Source organism: Pseudomonas sp. BCA17, assembly GCF_004519405.1.
Lineage (GTDB): Bacteria > Pseudomonadota > Gammaproteobacteria > Pseudomonadales > Pseudomonadaceae > Aquipseudomonas.
In genome coordinates, this window is record NZ_SGWI01000001.1 from 228,203 (window position 1) to 246,652 (window position 18,450).

The 18,450-nt window shown below is 60.5% G+C and carries 15 protein-coding genes; 9 read left to right on the forward strand and 6 right to left on the reverse strand.

The genetic code is table 11. The annotated features are described in order from the left end of the window. Nucleotides 1-6 precede the first annotated feature (6 nt). Both EXW71_RS00895 and EXW71_RS00900 read right to left on the reverse strand, forming a co-directional pair. Nucleotides 7-1,119, reverse strand: a complete 1,113-nt coding sequence (locus EXW71_RS00895; RefSeq protein ID WP_177421581.1) for an efflux RND transporter periplasmic adaptor subunit — start codon at nt 1,117-1,119, stop codon at nt 7-9. Nucleotides 1,120-1,225: 106 nt separating this feature from the next. Then, nucleotides 1,226-2,824, reverse strand: coding sequence for an efflux transporter outer membrane subunit (locus tag EXW71_RS00900; protein ID WP_134657211.1), 1,599 nt, complete (start codon nt 2,822-2,824; stop codon nt 1,226-1,228). A 281-nt stretch (nt 2,825-3,105) separates the two neighbouring features. On the opposite strand from EXW71_RS00900, the gene EXW71_RS00905 reads away from it, so the two are divergent. Together EXW71_RS00905 and EXW71_RS00910 are read left to right on the forward strand one after the other, a co-directional pair. Continuing rightward, nucleotides 3,106-4,062 carry an ABC transporter substrate-binding protein gene (locus EXW71_RS00905; RefSeq protein WP_134657212.1) on the forward strand — a complete coding sequence of 319 codons (957 nt, stop codon included), beginning with the start codon at nt 3,106-3,108 and terminating at the stop codon, nt 4,060-4,062. 23 nt (nt 4,063-4,085) lie between these two features. After that, a complete protein-coding gene (locus EXW71_RS00910) occupies nt 4,086-5,420 on the forward strand; it encodes an LLM class flavin-dependent oxidoreductase (protein WP_134657213.1) in 1,335 nt (444 codons plus the stop codon). Here EXW71_RS00910 and EXW71_RS00915 read toward each other — a convergent pair whose 3' ends face one another. Beyond that, complete coding sequence (locus EXW71_RS00915; protein ID WP_134657214.1) at nt 5,421-6,419, reverse strand: NADP-dependent oxidoreductase; 999 nt, start codon at nt 6,417-6,419, stop codon at nt 5,421-5,423. A 92-nt stretch (nt 6,420-6,511) separates the two neighbouring features. Beyond that, nucleotides 6,512-7,294, reverse strand: coding sequence for an SDR family oxidoreductase (locus tag EXW71_RS00920; protein WP_134657215.1), 783 nt, complete (start codon nt 7,292-7,294; stop codon nt 6,512-6,514). A gap of 229 nt (nt 7,295-7,523) precedes the next feature. Here EXW71_RS00920 and EXW71_RS00925 point away from each other — a divergent pair, with 229 nt between their 5' ends. The 7 genes from EXW71_RS00925 to EXW71_RS00955 all read left to right on the forward strand — a co-directional run bounded on the left by EXW71_RS00925 (nt 7,524) and on the right by EXW71_RS00955 (nt 15,567). Next, on the forward strand, nt 7,524-8,120 hold the full coding sequence (locus EXW71_RS00925; RefSeq protein WP_134657216.1) for a TetR/AcrR family transcriptional regulator: 597 nt from the start codon (nt 7,524-7,526) through the stop codon (nt 8,118-8,120). A gap of 181 nt (nt 8,121-8,301) precedes the next feature. Continuing rightward, complete coding sequence (locus tag EXW71_RS00930; protein WP_134657217.1) at nt 8,302-10,437, forward strand: TonB-dependent siderophore receptor; 2,136 nt, start codon at nt 8,302-8,304, stop codon at nt 10,435-10,437. Nucleotides 10,438-10,717: 280 nt separating this feature from the next. Beyond that, the gene (locus tag EXW71_RS00935; protein WP_134657218.1) at nt 10,718-11,389 is read left to right on the forward strand and encodes a GntR family transcriptional regulator; all 672 of its coding nucleotides are present in this window, start codon (nt 10,718-10,720) and stop codon (nt 11,387-11,389) included. Nucleotides 11,390-11,452: 63 nt separating this feature from the next. Continuing rightward, nucleotides 11,453-12,259 (forward strand): ABC transporter substrate-binding protein, encoded by an 807-nt coding sequence (locus EXW71_RS00940; protein ID WP_134657219.1) that lies wholly within the window; start codon nt 11,453-11,455, stop codon nt 12,257-12,259. Between the two features lie 12 nt (nt 12,260-12,271). Further along, entirely contained in the window at nt 12,272-13,048 is a 777-nt protein-coding gene (locus EXW71_RS00945) for an amino acid ABC transporter permease (RefSeq protein ID WP_134657220.1), read from the forward strand. A 2-nt stretch (nt 13,049-13,050) separates the two neighbouring features. Continuing rightward, on the forward strand, nt 13,051-13,830 hold the full coding sequence (locus tag EXW71_RS00950) for an amino acid ABC transporter ATP-binding protein (protein ID WP_134657221.1): 780 nt from the start codon (nt 13,051-13,053) through the stop codon (nt 13,828-13,830). Between the two features lie 126 nt (nt 13,831-13,956). Continuing rightward, on the forward strand, nt 13,957-15,567 hold the full coding sequence (locus EXW71_RS00955; RefSeq protein ID WP_134657222.1) for a gamma-glutamyltransferase family protein: 1,611 nt from the start codon (nt 13,957-13,959) through the stop codon (nt 15,565-15,567). 126 nt (nt 15,568-15,693) lie between these two features. Here the strand turns inward: EXW71_RS00955 and EXW71_RS00960 are convergent, their stop codons facing one another. Both EXW71_RS00960 and EXW71_RS00965 read right to left on the reverse strand, forming a co-directional pair. Beyond that, on the reverse strand, nt 15,694-17,244 hold the full coding sequence (locus EXW71_RS00960) for a diguanylate cyclase (RefSeq protein ID WP_134657223.1): 1,551 nt from the start codon (nt 17,242-17,244) through the stop codon (nt 15,694-15,696). Nucleotides 17,245-17,409: 165 nt separating this feature from the next. Then, nucleotides 17,410-18,090 (reverse strand): GntR family transcriptional regulator, encoded by a 681-nt coding sequence (locus tag EXW71_RS00965; protein WP_134657224.1) that lies wholly within the window; start codon nt 18,088-18,090, stop codon nt 17,410-17,412. Between the last annotated feature and the right edge of the window lie 360 nt (nt 18,091-18,450).

Sequence of the window (18,450 nt, forward strand, 5' to 3'; positions counted from 1 at the left end):
ACACCTTTAATGTTCTTGGGGAGTCGGAGCGGGGTCGTTCAGCGGCGCGGCGCTGTTGTCGACCTTCACCGGCGAGCCATTCTTGAGCTTCATCTGGCCGCTGGTGATCAACAGATCGCCTTCCTTCACACCGGACACGATCGCCACCTGATCGCCGCGGGCCGGGCCGGTCTTGATGAAGGTCTGTTGCGCGCTGAGCACCTCTTCACCCTTGTCGTTTTTGCTCGAAGTGGCGATGAACACCGTGGTGCCGTAAGGGTTGTAGGTCACCGAGGTCTGTGGAACGGTGAGGTAGCGCTGGGGCGCGCCCGAATTGACCACGGCACGCGCAAACATCCCGGGTACCAGGCTTTGCCTGGGGTTCTCGACGGTGGCTTCGACCGTGACGTTGCGCGTGGCCGAATCGAATTGGGTGTCGACAGTGCTGATCCGGCCCGTAAAGGTTTGCTTGGAGAGGCCGTCGGCAGTCACCGAAACCCCCTGGCCGATGGCAATGGCCTCGAGCTGGGTCTGTGGCACCGTAAAGTCGATATAGATGGGATCGAAGGTCTGCAGCGTGGCAATTTTGTCGCCTGGGTTGAGGTATTGGCCCGGGTTGACGCGGGTGATCCCGATGCGCCCGGCAAACGGCGCGCGAATGGTCTTTTTCGCCACCAGCGCGCGTTGCTGTTCTACCGCGGCGAGTTTGGCCTTCAGGTCTGCTGTGTCGGTGTCGACCTGGGCCTGGGATATCGCATTGACCGCCAGTTGCGCCTTGTCGCGCTTGAGCACGATACCCGCCAGGTCGGCAGTCGCTTCAAGGGAGTGGAGTTGCGCGATGTCGGAGTCGGCATTCAGCTGGACCAGGAGCGCCTGGGCCGCCACCTCTTGCCCGGGCGTGAAGCCGAGGGTACGCACGATACCGCCGACTTCTGTGGTGACGTCGACCCCGCGAACGGCCTTCATCGAGCCCACGGCCGTCACGCTGGGCTGCCAATCGGCATAGGGCACGAGCATGGCGGTGACCACGGCGGCGGGCAAGGGCTGCTTTGACTGGGCGATCAGCGCGGAAATCTGCACGAATTTCACCGCGACGATAATCGCGACAATCACCAGCACTAACGCGAGCATGATCAGCATCGGCCGCCACAGTCGACGTTTGCGCGGTACGCCGGGCTCGGTGGGCAGGGGAGAGGCAGTCTGGACGTCGGCCATGGAGAGTCTCGCTGTTTCAATGATTCGGGGTTCAGTCCAACCACGCCGCTTTGGCGGGCGTAGCGATGGCGCGATGCGCGTTCTGCTTGTCGGCCGGTTTGAGCTCCTGCCACGACGGCAGCCCGAAGCGGTCCGGGTGACCGTGGGTGGCGGGGTCTACATCGGCGCGATTCCACCAGCCGCCGCCCAATGCCTGGAAGAGGGCCGTGGTATCGCTGTAGCGGGCAGCCTGCGCCCTGACGCGCGCCAGTACCGTGTTCTGGTAGGTCTGCTGGGCCGTGAGCAGGTTGATGTAAGCCACTGCACCCAGGCGGAATTGGGCCTGCACCAGGTCCAGGTTGGCTTGCGCGGAACGCTCGGCCGCGACCTGCTGGTTGAGTGTCTCGGCGTCGGCTTCCAACGCGCGCAGTGCATTGGCCACATCCTGGAACGCGGTCAACACGGTGCCGCGATAACGCGCCGCGGATTCGTCATAGGCCGCCACGGCGGCGCGTTTGCGATGCTCGAGGGCGCCGGCATCGAAGATCGGTTGGGCGATCGAACCCGCCAGGCTCCAGACGCCCGAGCCGGCGGAAAACAGCCGGCTCCCGCTCGCCACCGTGGAGCCCACGGAGCCGGTAATACTGAACTGCGGCAACTGATTGGCGACGGCCACACCGATATTGGCGCTGGCCTGATGCAATTGAGCCTGGGCGGAACGCACATCCGGCCGTTGGCCGACAATCGCCGAGGGCAGGCTGACAGGCAGTTCCTGCGGCAGGTGCAGGGAAGCGAGTTGGAAACGTTCGCCCCGGTCCTGATTGGGAAAGCGGCCCAGGTAGGCCATCAGTTGGTTGCGGGTCTGCGCCAATTGCTTTTGCAGGGGCGGCAGGGTGGCGCGGGTCTGGGCCAGTGCGGTCTGTTGGGTGAGCACGTCGGCATTGCCGATGGCACCCAGTTGCCGCTGGGACTGCAACACGTCGAGCTGGTCGCTTTGCAGGCGGATGATGGCCTCGGTGGCCGCCACTTGATCGCGCAAAGACGCCAGGCTCACCGCCGTGTTGACCACATTGGACGTCAGCGTGAGGTAGGTGGCCTCCAGCTGGAAACGTTCGTACTCGGCCTGGGCCGTGGTGGATTCGATCTGCCGCCGGGTGCCGCCGAACACGTCCGGGGCATACGACACGCTGAGCGACGCCGAGCTGACCGTGAGAATCGGCGACGACGGTGCGCCCGTCGTGACGCCGGATACTTTCTCCCGGGCTTTTTGCAGATTGGCGTCGACCGAGGGAAACAGCGATGCCTGGTCGGCGTACACCCGCTCGTTGGCCTGGCGCAAGGCTGCTTGCGCGGCACTCACATCCGGGTTGGCGCGCAGGGCCTCTTCGACCAGGTCATTCAACGTCGGTGAGCGGAACAGCGTCCACCATTGCCCCGGAATGTCCATCCCTGCGATCAAGCGTTGCGCTGCGCCACCGGTGTCGATGTCGGCCTTGGCAGTGGTGGCGAGCTTTTCCCTGGCGTAATCGGCCTCTGCGGGTACCTCGGGGCGGGCAAAATCCGGCCCGACCGTACAACCGGCAAGCACCAGGCACAGCAGGCTAAGCGGAGCCAGAGGATGTGAAACACGCCACCGCGGCTGCTCGTTCATATCGACTCGATTAATCAGTTGGGTCACTGTTTTTTTTGTTGAGCAATGCGTGCAGGTGGATCTAGGCGAGCCATGGAAAAGGCCCTCGGGGCGCTGGATTCAAATCAGTGTAGGTGGTGCAGGGCGCTAAGCAATATCGACGCGTTGTACCGGGCGTATAGACAGATCTGAAAATGCATACTCAGCATTATTGCAGCATTAGGTTATGCGTTATTGGTATTTTACAGGCTGGTGTGAGTCCCCCATCTTGTCGGTCTTACGAACAGGTACTGGAGATAAATGTGCGTTATCCGACAAAACTGGTGGCCGCGATGGCTGCCGCATTGCTGTGTCTGACTGCGCACGCGCAAACGCTGGTGGTGGGCGACCAAAGCTACAACGCTCAGGCCGTGATGGAGGCGGCGGGTGTGCTCGATGACCTGCCTTATCAGCTGGAGTGGAAACAGTTCACGGCGGGCTCGCCGGTCGCCGAAGCGCTCAATGCCAACAGCCTGGATATCGGTTTGCTCGGTGATGCGCCGGTGCTATTCCTGGGCGCGTTGGGCGCGCCGATCAAGGTCATCGCCGTCAGCCGGCAGAACCTCGACGGCGTGGCCATTCTGGTGAGAAAGGATTCGTCGATCCACAGCCTGGCGGACCTGGCGGGCAAGCGTGCAGCCGTTTGGAAAGGGTCCTGGAGCCAGCAACTGCTGCTGACGGCACTGGATAAAGCCGGGGTTTCGCGGGACTCGATGGAGTTGCGCTACCTCAGCGCGCTGGATGCTTCCCATGCACTGGAAGGCGGCTCAGTGGACGTCATCGCTACCTGGGAACCCTATGTCACGCAGCAGGAACGCCAAGGTGCGCGCGTGCTCGCGACGGCTGACGGCCTGATCCCGGCCCAGAGTTTTATTGCCGCCAACGCCAAGGCAGTGGATGCCAAGCGTGCGCCGATCAATGACTTTCTCCAGCGCCTGAAGAAAGCCCGTGACTGGACGCGCCAAAGCCCGGCCAACGCCGATGCTTATGCCGATGCCTGGGCCAAGCGCACCCGGGCCGACGCGGATATCGCCCGGGCCTGGTTTGCCCGGGCGCGCACCACCGTGGAGCCCGTGACAGCCCAATCGCCGGTGGAGGCGCAAAAAACCGTGGACTTCTTCGCCAGCCAAGGCCTGGTCAAGTCCTATCCGGCCGCCAGTCTGTTCGACACCTCGTTCTCGGCGGCCCTGCAACCCACCGTCGCTGAAACACAGCCCTGAATGCCGCAAGGAACACGTCAGACATGACCAAAAGACAGCTCAAACTGGGTGCCCTGACCATGGGGTGTGGCGGGCCGGGTCGCCATAACCTGTGGCTTGACCCGCAACTGCCCGCCGATGCCAGCGTCAACATCGACTGGTATATCAAGATCGCGCAACAGGCTGAAGCGGCGTTGTTCGACTTGATGTTTATCGTCGACAGCCAGTTCATTACGCCCGGGTCGCCATCCCACTATCTCAATCGCCTGGAACCGCTGACGCTGTTATCGGCACTGGCCGTGAGTACGCGGCATATTGGGCTGGTCGGCACCCTGACGACTTCATACAACTCACCGTACAACGTCGCCCGCCGCCTGGCCTCCCTGGATCTGATCAGCAAAGGCCGCGCCGGCTGGAACGTGGTCACCAGCGGAGACGCAGGTACCGCCGGCAATTACAGTCGTGATGAACATTATGACTACGACACCCGCTATACCCGCGCAGCCGAACACGTCCAAGTGGTGCAGGGCCTGTGGAACTCCTATGAGGACGATGCCTTTGTGCGCGACCGCGCCACCGGCCGGTTTTTCGACCCCGACAAGCTGCACAGCCTGAATCATAAAGGCGAGCATTTCTCGGTGGTCGGGCCGCTGAATATCCAGCGCTCCCCTCAAGGCCAGCCGGTGATCTTCCAGGCCGGCGACTCAGAGCAAGGCCGCGACCTGGGCGCCGCCACAGCCGATGTGATCTTTACCCATGCGGCGAGCATCGAGCAGGGCCAGGCGTTTTATCGGGATATAAAGGGCAGGGCGGTGCAGCACGGTCGCGATCCCGAACAGTTACTGGTAATGCCGGGCGCGGAGATCTATGTGGGCGACACCGATGAACACGCCCGTGAAATCGAACGGCACTACCATCAGGCCGACCATAGCTTTGAGTTGGCGTTGAAAGAGTTCGGGCGCAATTTCGGCTGGCATGATTTCAGCCAGTACGACCTCGATGCACCGTTTCCGCAGGAGAGCCTGGAGGCGGCACGCAGCAGCTTTTTCACCGCCGCCAAACGCATTGCCGACCAGGCCCGGGAGAAGGGCTTCACGCTGCGCCAGGCCGTCGAGTTCGGCCGGCAACTGCGCCCGGGGGCCTTTGTGGGGACGGCGGACACCGTTGCGCAGAAAATGGCGGATTGGTTTGGAGCGCGGGCGGTGGATGGGTTCAATATCTATATTGGGCACCCGGAGCAGTTCGAGCGTTTTACACGGGAAGTCATACCGCTGTTGCAGGCGCGCGGTGTGTATCGCACGGCCTATGAAGGGACGACGTTGCGCGAGAGCCTGGGGCTGACGGCGAGCACCTCATCCTTTCATCCATCGGCGAGGTGATCATTTGAGCGTAATCACCACCTTGCCCCTGGCCCGTCCCTGCTCGACGTAAGCCAACGCCTGCGCCGCGGCTTCAAAGGCGAAGGCGCGATCAATCACCGGCCGGATGATTCCGGCCTCAATCAACGCGCTGATGTGTTGCAGTTGTGCGCCATCGGCCCGCATGAACACGAACGCGTAGCGCACGCCCTGTTTGCGCGCCTTGCGCCGGATACCCAAACTCAGCAGGCGCATGACCTGCTGCAGTGGCCAGGACAGCCCTTGCTCCTGAGCGAATTGCGCAGTGGGTGGGCCAGAGATGGAAATGAGTTGCCCACCGCGCTTGAGGACCTTGAGCGACTTCGCCAATACGTCCGCGCCGAGGCTGTTCAACACCACGTCGTAGTCATGCAGGACGCTGTCGAAGTCCTGCTGTGTGTAGTCAATCACCAGGTCGGCTCCCAGCGCCTTGACCCATTCCACATTCGCCGTGCTGGTGGTTGCAGCGACAAAGGCACCGAGGTGTTTGGCGAGCTGGATCGCGAGGCTGCCGACACCGCCCGAGCCTGCGTGGATCAGCACTTTCTGGCCGCGTTGCAATCGGGCGGTTTCGACCAGTACTTGCCAGGCGGTCAGGGCGACCAAGGGGATGGACGCGGCGTGCGCCATGTCGAGATTGGCAGGCTTCAGGGCAATCGCGTTTTCGTTGACCGCGATGAGTTCAGCGAACGTCCCGATCCGTGCTTCAGGCGGGCGGGCGTAGACTTCGTCGCCCGGTTTGAAACGTTGCACGTGCGCGCCCACTTCCACCACGACGCCCGCCAGGTCATTGCCCAGCACCAGCGGAAGTGAGTAAGGCAGGATCAACTTGAAATCGCCTTTGCGGATCTTTGCGTCCAGCACGTTGACGCTGCTGGCATGCACCTCAATCAAGACGTCGTGGGCCCCCACGATCGGGGCGGGCGCTTCGCCAAGGCGACCGGCGCTCTTGCCATAGCGATCTATTACAAAGGCTTTCATCGTGGTGCGGCTCCTGTCGGTGGGTAGCGTCGATGCAGTGTCTGGTGCGCCTGCATCGACGCTTGCGCGTGATCGCAACTCAGTGATCACTGTCAGGGCAGGTAGCGCTGGGCAACCGCAGACTGACGGATGTGCTGAAGCAGGCCCTGACGCGCGGCCTGCAGGCCATCCCAGCGTTCGGCTTCGTGCAGCGGCGGAATAGTCACCGCTTCACGCCGGTCGAAACCGACCAGTGCGGCATCCACCAGATCATCCACCTCCATGATTTCGTTCAGGGTGTTGATGTCAATGCCGGAGCGATCCCAGATCTCCGTGCGGGTTGCGGCGGGCAGCACGGCCTGCACGTACACACCCAGCGGCGAAAGCTCCAGGCTCAGGCCTTGGGAAAGGAATAGCACAAACGCCTTGGTCGCACCGTAGACCGACATGCCGAACTCCGGCGCCAGGCCGACCACCGAACCGATGTTGATGATCGCGCCTTCGCCCGCCTTGGCCAGGCGCGGGGCGATGGCGCTGGCCAGCCGCACCAGCGCGGTGGTGTTGAGAGCGACCAGTTGCGCAACGCTGTCGGTGCTCTGGTCGACAAAGCTGCCGGACAAGGCTGCGCCGGCATTGTTAACGAGGATGCCGATACGGGCGTCGTCGCGCAGGCGGCTTTCCACGGTGGCCAGATCGCCAAGTTGGGTCAGGTCCGCCGGGATGATATCGATGTTGATCTTGTGTTCGTTGCGCAACCGGGCGGCGAGTGCGTCCAGGCGGGCCTGGTCCCGAGCGACCAGTACCAGGTCATGGCCGCGTTGTGCGAAACGTGCGGCGTAAACGGCGCCAATGCCGGTAGAGGCACCGGTGATCAAAACAGTGGGGCGATTGCTCATGGGTTCATCTCTCTTGCGGGAAGTGGGGAACAAAAAGCGCGATCAATGACTGCCCAGCCTGCGCTGGCGCTCGATTCAGCAGGCGTCGGTTGTCGATGCGCGCTGATGGAGGTCCTTGTTGCGTGTTTTTATGATGATGATCGAAATCTAAGCTGTCAACGGTTTTGATTATGACCAACATCAATGTATTATTGGTCGCCTGAACTCCAGCGAACGCGAGGTATTACACGTGAGAGTGACCAAGGCCCAGGCACAGGCCAATCGAGAGCACATCGTTGAAACGGCTTCCGAGCTGTTCCGTGAACGCGGCTTTGACGGCGTCGGCGTCGCGGACCTCATGGCCGCTGCGGGCTTTACCCACGGAGGCTTCTACAAGCATTTCGGCTCCAAGGCCGACCTGATGGCCGAAGCCGCGGCCTGCAGCCTGTCCAAATCGATGGTGGGGGCTGATTCGCTGGATGTTCCAGGCTTCATCAACGTTTATGTGACGCGAGAACATCGGGACAGACGTAGCAACGGTTGCACCCTGGCCGCGTTAGGGGGCGACGCGGCGCGTCAATCGGACGATCTGAGAACGACCTTCGCCGAAGGGATCGAACAGCTCGTGCGCACGCTGGGGGAGAAATATCCGACGGGGCCGGACACCGCGGACGAGGGCAGAAAGCAAATGATCGACCTGCTGTCGCGAGCGGTAGGCGCGATTGTTTTGTCGCGTGCTTGCCCGGACGATTCGGCACTGGCTGACGAGATTCTTGAGGTATGCCGGGCCGAGATGCTGGCCTCGTTACCGGGTGATGAGGTTGTCAGTGACAGTGTTGGCCCTTGATTGATTGGTGTGGGCCAGTGGAGCGTCTTTTTCGCCTGGATTGGTTAAACGACTGATACACAGTGGATACTCGAAAAACAGTTAATGAGAATCAGTGCCAAACAAGAATTATTGATATAAGATCCGCCGAATTCTTGCCAGGCTCACTTTCTCGTCGACTCGTCCACAAGGTCCAGCATCCATGCGTCGTACCCTGATTTCCCTCTGTGTGCTTCAAGCATTCTCCCCACTGGCGTGGGCGGAGGGGACCCCCACTGAAAATACCAGCCTCGAATTGCAGGCGACCACGATCACCGGCGAAATGGACAATGAGACGGCCCAGGGGCCGGTCAAGGGCTACCGTGCCACGCGCTCGGCCAGCGCGACGCGCACCGACACCTCGATTCATGAAACCCCGCAGTCCATCAGCGTCGTTCCCAAAGACGTGGTCGAGGACATTGGTGCGACTCGATTGCAGGAGGCCCTGGACTATGCCGGTGGCGTTGGCCGGGCCAACAACTTCGGCGGGCAAGGGCTGACCAGCTTCACGGTACGAGGCTTTACCACCGCCGAGTTCTATCGCAACGGTTTTCCGATCAATCGGGGTTACCCGAGCATGCCGGACGCCAACGGTATCGAGCGTCTTGAAGTGCTGCGCGGGCCGGCCACCATGCTTTATGGCCGGGGTGATCCTGGCGGTACCTTCAATGTGGTCTCCAAGCAGCCACTGGCCGAGCGCACGGTCACGCTGGGCAGCCAATTGGATGATCAGGGCATGAAACGCGGCACGCTCGATGCGTCCGGCCCGCTGGATGAGCAAGGCCGCCTGGCCTATCGGCTGAACGTGGTGGGTGAGGGCGGCGATACCTTCCGGGACCATGTCTCAACCGAACGCTACGGCGTGACACCGGTGCTGACCTGGCAGGCCACCGATGACACCAAGGTGATCTTCGAAGGCGACTTCATGCGTAACAATCACCCGCTGGATCGTGGCCTGACCCGTTTCGCCAACCAGCGCGGTACGCCGTCACGCGACACCTTCTGGGGTGAAAAATATGCCGGTGACCTGCACAACGACAACAACATGGCCCAGTTGCGTTTCGAGCACCTTCTTAACGACAACTGGACCCTGGCCGGTGGCTTCCAGTGGCTTGACGGTACGATGAAAGGCAATGGCGTTGAGGCGAACAACGCGACGAGCCTGAATGCCGACGGGCGTACCCTGCAGCGCAACTTCAACTACCGCAAGCTGGAATGGACCGACAAGGACTACCAGCTCAACCTGACCGGGCACTTCTCCACTGGGGGCCTGGAGCACACGCTGCTTACCGGCATTGAGTACGAAGACTACGATTACAAGTCAATCATCCAGCGTTCCAGCGCTACGGCTGGGACATTCCCGATCGATATCTTCAACCCGGTCTATGGTCAGCCACGGCCGGCCCTGACCCGTACGCCGACCCACGATAAAGAGAACCTCAAGACTTACGCGGCTTTCGTGCAGGACCAGGTGGCGCTGACCGAGCGTCTGAAGCTGCTGGCGGGCGCGCGCTTTGAGCGCTTCGAGCACGAATACGAATCCTACGTACCGAATGTCAAAAGCTGGAACGCCGCCGACAACGCGGTTACCCCACGGGTCGGCGTCATGTATGACCTCACCGACACCGTCGCGATCTACGCTGATGCCGCGCGCTCGTTCAAGCCCAACACGGGCGCGAGTCGCCAAGGCGGCGGGTTTGATCCGGAGAAGGGCAAGTCCTATGAGATGGGCGTGAAGTGGGAAGCGCTTGACCAGCAGTTGAGCGTCGATGCGGCGGTCTACCAGATCGACAAGAAAAATGTTCAAGGCGTCGACCCCGTTGACTCAGCCTTCAATGTCGCGACAGGGCAGGTGCGCAGTCGCGGCTTTGATCTGAACGTGGCCGGCAACCTGACGCCCGAGTGGCGGGTGATCGGCGGCTACGCCTATGTGGATGCTGAAGTGACCAAGGACACGACCGTTCGCACCGGTACGCGCCTGGCAAACATCCCGCGCAACAGCTTCAGCCTGCTTAACGTTTATGAGTTCCAGGACGGCGCACTTAAAGGGTTGGGCCTGGGCGCCGGGGGCAAATACGTAGCCGAGCGTGCCGGCCAGACTGCCAACAACACGTTCTCGATGGGGTCTTACACAGTCGTCGACCTGCTGGGTTACTACAAGGTCAACGAAAAGGTCAGGCTCAATCTTGACGTGAAGAACCTGTTCAATCGTGAGTACGAAGAAGGCTCGTTCCTGAACTTCTATGCCTATCCTGGTGAACCGCGTACGGTCCAGGTGGGGATTTCCTACACCCTGTAATCACTGGTCAATAGAACACGGCGTGCAATGCGCTGTCTCGGTCAGCGGTTGCCTCGTTGGGTAGCAAATCGATTGTTACGGCGCCAGGAGCATGCCCCCTCCTGGCGCATTCCGTGTGCTATTTGGTAGCACATTGTCTTAACCGCACTCAGCGCTCTTGCCCGACCTTTGCGTTTATTGGCACCAAATCAAACAGTTACCTTCCTCAACGATAGATGGCACGCATTCTGCTTTTGTGTATCCGTGGATAATTGGATACAAAAAACCAAAGGTGCAGCCCATGCAGTTTGCCCCCGCTTACGTTGATCGCCAGCCCCTGACAGCCGAGGAGGAGGCCTACAACTTTCTGCTGGAAGCCATTTGTAACGGCCGTTACCGCAAGGGTGACCGGCTGATTGCCGAAGATATTGCCAGTGAGATCGGCATGAGCCGCATGCCGGTGCGCGAGGCGTTCCGGCGCCTGGATGCCCAGGGCCTCGTCACCCTGCGGCCCAACCGTGGCGCTGTTGTCAGCGGTCTGGATATCGATGAGCTGCATGAGGTATTCGAGATGCGCAGTGCCCTGGAAGGGTTGGCGGTGCGCGTCGCGGTCGGCCATATCGGCGAGCGCCAACTGGCTGCCCTGGAACGCCTGCTGGACGAGATGGACGACTACCGCGACGAGAGCGCTGCCTGGGTCAGCCGCCACCGTGCGTTTCATGAATACCTGTGCAGCCTCAGTGGCCGACCGCGTTTGCTGAAGCAGATTTCGGCGCTGTACTCGCTGGTCGAGGCGCCCATGCGCTTGTGGTTGCAGCACGGTGAAAAACCCCTCAGCGCGCGCCAGGAGCATGCGGTGATCCTTGAAGCGATTCGCGCCGGTGACGCTGCCCGTGCCGAAGCCGTGGTGCGTGAGCACATCGAAGGCACGGTGCCGGCGCTGATTCAATTCCTGCAATCCGAAAAACAATAAAAAAGCTGTCGTGTTTTGACTTTGTGTCCTGCCCCGTTATTCAACGAACTGGAGTGTCTGGTCATGCATAAACGCCGCGTCTTGCTGGTGGCTTTCTCCCTCAGTCTTTTCAGCCAATGGGTGTTTGCCGCGCCCCAGGTGCCGGAACGTCTGCTCAAAGTCGACAAGCTCACTTACTGTTCGGGGATGGACTCTCCGCCCCTGGTGTCTTTCGATGAAACCCAGAAACCGCGGGGGCTGACCATCGATCTGGGCCTGGAAATCGCCAAGCGCCTGGGCAACAAGCAGGTGCAGTGGAAGGTGATTCCGTTCTCGGGGCTGGTGCCGGCACTGCTTGCGCAGCAATGCGACATGATCGTCGACCAACTGTTCGACAAGCCCGAACGGCGCCAGGTGATCGACATCGTCAACTACATGTATTCCAGCCAGTCGGTGGTGGTGCCGAAAGGCAACCCCAAGGGCATCAAGACCCTGGATGACCTGTCGGGGCACAAAGTCGCTGTGCTCAATGGCTCCACCATCAAGACCCTGCTGGATACCCAGAACGACAGCCTGACCAAAGCCGGCAAGCCGCCGATGAAACTGGTGGTCTACAACACCGATACCGATGCTTTCCAGGCCCTGCGCATCAACCAGGTCGACGCCTATGGCACCACCGTGGAAACCGCCGGTTATTACGCGGCAATGGCCCCGGACCTGTTCCAGGAGGGCGTGCCGGCGTTCAGCCGGATTCTCACCGGCCTGGGCATACGCAAGGATGACCCGCAACTGACCGCCGCTGTGCAACAGGTGATCAGCGACATGCGCAGCGACGGCAGCTACGTGCAGTTGCTGAATAAGTGGCATGTCAGCAGCGACACACTCGACTGAGGCACACCTGCGATGAATTTCAATTGGAGTGTGTTCTGGCTGTACCTGCTGCAGCCCAGCGGCGTGTACCTGACCGGGCTCTGGCTGACCTGCCTGATCGCGGTGTCGGCGATGTTGCTGGGCTGTCTGCTGGGGCTGGGGGCGGCGCTGCTGCGGCTGTCGAAGAACCCGTTGCTGCATCTGCCGGTGCGTTTGTATGTGTGGCTGATGCGCGGCACGCCGCTGCTGGTGCAGATCGTGTTTCTGTACACGGCAATGGCGGCGGGAGGGATTTTCCGTTTCGAGGATATCGACCTGTTCGGCCTGGTGATCCCGGGAAATATCCAGGCCGCAATCATAGCCCTGGGTCTGAACGAAGGCGCGTATATGGCCGAGATCATCCGGGCCGGTATCGGCGCGGTGGACAAGGGTCAGTACGAGGCCGGACGCTCCCTGGGCATGGGCTTTGCCAAACTGATGCGGCGCATCGTGCTGCCCCAGGCGTTCCGGGTGATCGTGCCGCCGCTGGGTAATGAGTTCAACGTGATGCTCAAGAACACCACGTTGGTCAGTGTCATCGGCGTGCAGGAGTTGCTGCTCAGTACGCAGATGGTCACTTCAGCGACCTTCCGCGTCTTCGAGCTGTACCTAGTGGTGGCGATCTATTTCCTGATGCTCACCACCCTGTGGGGGTTTTTCCAGCGTTGGCTGGAGGCGCGTTTCGGCCAATCCGACCGGCCCAGCGCGCCGCCGCCGGCATCCAGCCGGATGTTCGGGCGTAGCACCTTGAAATTGCTGAGGGGACGTTAAGCATGGCGCACCAAAGTGAAGAACTGATCATCGAAGCGCTGGACGTTCACAAGTCGTTCGGCGAGCTGCAGATTCTCAAGGGCATTACCCTGCAAGTGCGGCGCGGCGAAGTGGTGGTGCTGATCGGTGCATCGGGCTCGGGCAAGACCACCTTTATCCGCTGCATCAACCTGCTGGAAGACATCCAGGGCGGGCGCATCCGCGTCAACGGCCGCCCCATGGGCTATCGCGAGCGCAGTGACGGCAGCCTGGTACGCGATTCGGAACGCAACATCGCCCGGCTGCGCCGCGATATCGGCATGGTGTTCCAGCGCTTCAATCTGTTCCCCCATATGACCGCCCTGGAAAACATTATCGAGGCGCCGATCCAGGTGCTCGGCACACCGCGTGCCGAGGCATTGGAGCAGGCCCGTGGTCTGCTGGCGAGGGTCGGCCTGGCGGACAAGGCCGGCCATTACCCGTCGATGCTTTCCGGCGGCCAGCAGCAACGGGTTGCGATTGCCCGCGCCCTTGCCATGAAACCCCAAGCCATGCTGTTCGACGAACCCACCAGCGCCCTGGACCCGGAAACCGTCGGCGAAGTGCTGCAGGTGATGAAAGAGCTGGCCGAGGAGGGCATGACCATGGTGATAGTCACCCATGAAATGGGCTTTGCCCGTGAAGTGGCCGATAGGGTGGTGGTGCTCGATCAGGGCGAACTCATCGAGCAGGGCTCCCCGGAACAGATTTTCAGCCGCCCCACCCATCCTCGTACCCGAGCCTTTCTCAGTCGCGTGTTATGAGCATTGCGAGGAAAACCCTGGCGTGCGCACCGACCTGCTGGAAACGATCCAGCGCGTGATGAGGCAGGGAATGGACCTGCATCCAATCCGCCCAATGAATCCAAGCGTCTTTCAAGAGCCTTTGCCATGTTGAAATTTTCTGCTCACGAATACCCTTATCCGTCGCAACGCCAGAGTGTTTTTGCCCGTCGCGGCATGGTCGCGGCGTCGCAACCCTTAGCCGCGCAGGCGGGGATCGAGGTCATGCAAAAGGGTGGCAATGCCATCGACGCCGCTATTGCCACGGCGGCAGCCCTTACCGTGGTGGAACCCACCGGCTGCGGGCTGGGCGGCGATGCTTTTGCGTTGGTGTGGTGCAAGGGCCAGTTGCATGGCCTGAATGGCAACGGTCAGGCACCGGCCGCCCTGAGCATTGAGGCGGTCAAGGCGGCAGGCCATGAGCAGATGCCGCTGTACGGCTGGACTCCGGTCACCGTACCTGGCTGCCCGTCGGCCTGGGCGGAACTGTCGCAACGTTTCGGCAAGTTGCCTTTTGCCGAACTGCTGCAGCCGGCCATCAGCCTGGCGCGAGACGGCTTTCCAGTCTCGCCGGTGGTCGCCCATCAGTGGCAGCTCGCCCTGAATGAATTCACTCGCCATCGGGACGCCGCGATGGACGCCTGGTTCGACACGTTCCTGATCGACGGGCGCGCGCCGCTGGCCGGCCAGCTTTACCGCAACCCGGCCCAGGCACGTACCCTGGAAGAACTGGCCGTTACCCGTTGCGAGAGCCTGTATCGTGGCGCCCTGGCCGAACGACTGGACGCTCATTCCCGCGCCGGCGGCGGTTACCTGCGTGCCGGCGACCTCAAGGATTACCGTGCGCAGTGGGTGGAGCCGATCCACATCAATTATCGGGGGGTCGACGTCTGGGAAATCCCCCCGAGCGGCCAGGGGCTGGTGGCGTTGATGGCCTTGAAGATCCTTGAAGGCTTCACCTTCGATCACCGTGACAGCCAACAGACCTGGCATCGTCAACTTGAGGCGATGAAGGCTGCCTACAGCGACGGCTTACACCACATCACCGACCCCTTGCATATGCGCGTGGCGGTGGCCGACCTGCTGAGCGATGCCTACAGCAGCCGTCGCCGCGACCAGATCGGCGAACACGCGCAATTGCCCAAACCCGGCGACCCCCATGCCAGTGGCACGGTGTACCTGGCCACCGCGGACGCCGAAGGCAATATGGTCTCGTTCATCCAGAGCAACTACCACGGCTTCGGCTCCGGGGTGGTGCTGCCCGACAGCGGCATCGCCCTGCAAAATCGTGGGCAGGAATTCAGCCTCGATCCGGCTCACGCCAACTGCCTGGCGCCCGGCAAGAAGACCTTTCATACCATCATTCCCGGCTTTCTCACCAAAGACGGCCAGGCCCTCGGCCCATTCGGTGTGATGGGGGGCTACATGCAGCCCCAAGGCCATGTGCAGATGGTGATGAACCTGGTGGACTTCGGCCTCAACCCCCAAGCCGCACTGGATGCACCGCGTTGGCAATGGTTGGGCGGCATGAAGGTCGGGATAGAGCAGGGCGCCTCCCGCGACCTGGCCAACGCGCTGATACGTCGCGGCCATGAAGTACAGATTGCCAGTGACCTGACCGACTACGGTCGCGGGCAAATCATCCTGCGCGACCCCGTCAGCGGCGTGCTGTGCGGAGGTACGGAGCCGAGGGCGGATTCGCATATCGCGGTGTGGTGAACAAAGCTTGGCGTGTTCGTTGAACGCTGATGGGCACGTCAGGGATGCAGGGGATGGTGGGTCGTTACGGGTGATCAGGCTCGCTCGCGAAATCCTCGGCGATGGAGAAGCGCGTAAGAATGTACTTCAAACGCTTGGAGCCAGGGCCTCCTGGGTGGCGAGTTGTACTCGATCGCGACCACCGAATTTGGCGCCGTACATAGCGCCGTCCACCCGCCGGATAAAATCATCGAAGGACTCCGTGGGAACCCACGTCGCAACACCAAAGCTGCAAGTCACCTGTCCGGCTTCATCAAATGGCAGGGCATTTATCAGCACACGCAGCTTCTCTGCCAGCGTCCTCGCATCGTTCAATTGGCTATCCGGGCATATCAGTGCGAACTCTTCTCCTCCCGTTCGGCACAGCAGGTCGGTTTTACGTGTTGCCGCACTGATCCGGGCGCATAAAAGCTGCAGGACTTTATCACCGCACAAATGCCCCTTGCGGTCGTTGATGAGCTTGAAGTGATCGATGTCGAACATTATCAGCGATAACGGCCGGCTCTGAGTGTTTGCCTCAACGATCAAGCGCTCCATTGACGCTTCGAAGTAACGTCGGTTGTACGCGCCGGTGAGGTGATCGGTGATATTCATGGTCTGCAATTCTTGCGTGCGCTCCGCAACCAGCGACAGCGCCCGAGTGCGTTGTGTGATCAGCAAGAACACCATTGCGGTCATCAACAGCGTCAACACGGCTCCGAATACAATGATCAGGCTGCGGGAAAATACGTGGCTATTGGCGGCCGAAAAGGCCGGGCCGGGGCGAAATTGCATGACGTAGGTATTGTCGGCGACGTTGAGCAGTCGCCGTTCGTACAATGCTGAAGAGGCTGCTGGAACTGAGCTTTGATAAATATACTCATCGGGCGGCGCGTCAGTTGTCGAGAGCGTCACGTTCAGTCGTAGCATGCTTGCCAATGGGATATTTTGCTCCATCAGGAACGCCAGGCGTACGGTGGAAACAACGTACCCCTCCAGGCCGTCGTCACTATTGAGGGTCGTAGAGGCTGGGGGAAATACAGGGGCAACAAAGAACACGCCGGACTGACCGTTGGACATTTTCAGCGGGTCCGACACGACCATTTGATGGCTCTCGCGCGCCTTCGTGAACAGCGCCTCGCGGCTCGGGCTGGCCATGACGTCCATGCCTGGGGTGATCGTTACATCATCCAGAGACAGGAGGTAGAGCAATATCCAATGTTCGGCCCGTTCAGTGAGGGGGCGCTTCTCGCCATTGAGAGGGTTGACTTCATGATAGGAAAAGTCGGACGTTCCATTGAGCAGCGCGTTGGCACGAAAGGGTTCCAGATCCTTCTGAAGAATCCTTCTGACCCAGCCATAAGTTTCGCCTTCCTCCACCAGCGGCGTGACGAACCCCATAAACTCTTTTTCAGTCACGTCATCGGCATTGATGAAGAACCGCTTTACCGTGTCCAGTTTCAAGTCTTGTACACTGAACCGGCGCTGTACGCGGCTGAATCGCTCGTCAACCTCGAGTTTGAATGCAACGCTGGCTGTCGCTTGCTCGGTCCTTATATAGAAGGTCAGCACCAAGATTGTAACGGCTATTCCGGTGAGGCAGATCAGGGCGCACAGGATCATATCGGAGACCTTGAAAGCACCCAAATGAGAACGCATCTTCTTTGTTGTTCCTTGAACGTCGACGATAGAGCATGAGAAACGGCAATGCTCTATCTATCGGCACTTGCTCAGATTACTTAATCATCCGTGCGCTATGGGTCGTTGTGTTCGCCGCTGAACATCCACGCGCCTGGTTGCGTCAAGGCATTCAGGTAAAAGCGCTCAAGCGTGTTTTCGCTCGAAATTGGCTCTCAGCAGTTTCGTGCTCAAATCTTCCCAATGCTCGACAAAAGCGGCTCGCGCGGTCTCGAAATCCCGACTGCGCAGACACGCTATCAAGTGCTCATGGTCGGCGACGATTTGCTTAGGGTCCTCATAGCAGGGCTGTTGCAGCACCAAAAGGAGTTCAATCTCGCTCTCGAGCATGGCGTAGCTGCGCTGCAAACGTGCGCTGCCACTGGCGCGAATGATTGCACGATGGAAATCACCATCGGAGGTGACAATGTCTGAACGAGGCGCGTCCGGGGCTGCATTGCGCAGTTTTTCCACGGCGTTCAGCGCGTCAACGGGAACTGCGCCATTGAGAATAATCATGCGCACAGCCTCGGTTTCCAGTACGCCACGCAATCGAGCGATATCCACAATGTCATCCGGCCCGAACTCGGGTATGCAGAAGCCGCGATTGGGCACCTTCAACAACAAGCCGAATGACACCAGCAATTGCGCCGCACTGCGAAACGTATTGCGTGCCACCCCGTACTCTTCCGCCATCTTGATGTCCCGCAGGAACTCGCCTGGCTCAAAGTCACCGTTCAGGATCCTGGCTTTGAGCTTTACAGACAAGGCCTCGACCGCCGAGAGCTTTGTTGGGTTCGTATCAGGGATTGCGCTGGGAAAAATCATGTTAATCACGACCAGGGTAGGGGCTCGACAACGCGCGCGATTTTGATGTGCCCGGATCACTGCGCACCTGCAATGCTGCGGGATTCCATAAGCGTTGCGCAATAATTTTAAGCGCATCACGAACCTATCGGCACCGAGCAGCGGCTCATCAACCCGGCCTTTCGGCCTAATGCCAGTCAGCTAAGCGTAAGTGCTGTCTGTAGGAGCGAGCTTGCTCGCGAAGAACGTCAACGATAACGCGTGTTGCCTGAATGAACGCGGCGCCTGTGAGTTTTTCGCGAGCAAGCTCGCTTCGACAAAAAGCCTTTAACCTTTCGGCCCGCATTATGGGGTTAAAAACCTATTTTTCATAAATTGTTC

Coding starts and splice junctions, on each gene's coding strand:
- EXW71_RS00895 (WP_177421581.1), bottom strand. CDS start 1,119: ATGCTGATCATGCTCGCGTTAGTGCTGGTGATTGTCGCGATTATCGTC.
- EXW71_RS00900 (WP_134657211.1), bottom strand. CDS start 2,824: ATGAACGAGCAGCCGCGGTGGCGTGTTTCACATCCTCTGGCTCCGCTT.
- EXW71_RS00910 (WP_134657213.1), top strand. CDS start 4,086: ATGACCAAAAGACAGCTCAAACTGGGTGCCCTGACCATGGGGTGTGGC.
- EXW71_RS00915 (WP_134657214.1), bottom strand. CDS start 6,419: ATGAAAGCCTTTGTAATAGATCGCTATGGCAAGAGCGCCGGTCGCCTT.
- EXW71_RS00920 (WP_134657215.1), bottom strand. CDS start 7,294: ATGAGCAATCGCCCCACTGTTTTGATCACCGGTGCCTCTACCGGCATT.
- EXW71_RS00930 (WP_134657217.1), top strand. CDS start 8,302: ATGCGTCGTACCCTGATTTCCCTCTGTGTGCTTCAAGCATTCTCCCCA.
- EXW71_RS00935 (WP_134657218.1), top strand. CDS start 10,718: ATGCAGTTTGCCCCCGCTTACGTTGATCGCCAGCCCCTGACAGCCGAG.
- EXW71_RS00940 (WP_134657219.1), top strand. CDS start 11,453: ATGCATAAACGCCGCGTCTTGCTGGTGGCTTTCTCCCTCAGTCTTTTC.
- EXW71_RS00945 (WP_134657220.1), top strand. CDS start 12,272: ATGAATTTCAATTGGAGTGTGTTCTGGCTGTACCTGCTGCAGCCCAGC.
- EXW71_RS00950 (WP_134657221.1), top strand. CDS start 13,051: ATGGCGCACCAAAGTGAAGAACTGATCATCGAAGCGCTGGACGTTCAC.
- EXW71_RS00955 (WP_134657222.1), top strand. CDS start 13,957: ATGTTGAAATTTTCTGCTCACGAATACCCTTATCCGTCGCAACGCCAG.
- EXW71_RS00960 (WP_134657223.1), bottom strand. CDS start 17,244: ATGCGTTCTCATTTGGGTGCTTTCAAGGTCTCCGATATGATCCTGTGC.
- EXW71_RS00965 (WP_134657224.1), bottom strand. CDS start 18,090: ATGATTTTTCCCAGCGCAATCCCTGATACGAACCCAACAAAGCTCTCG.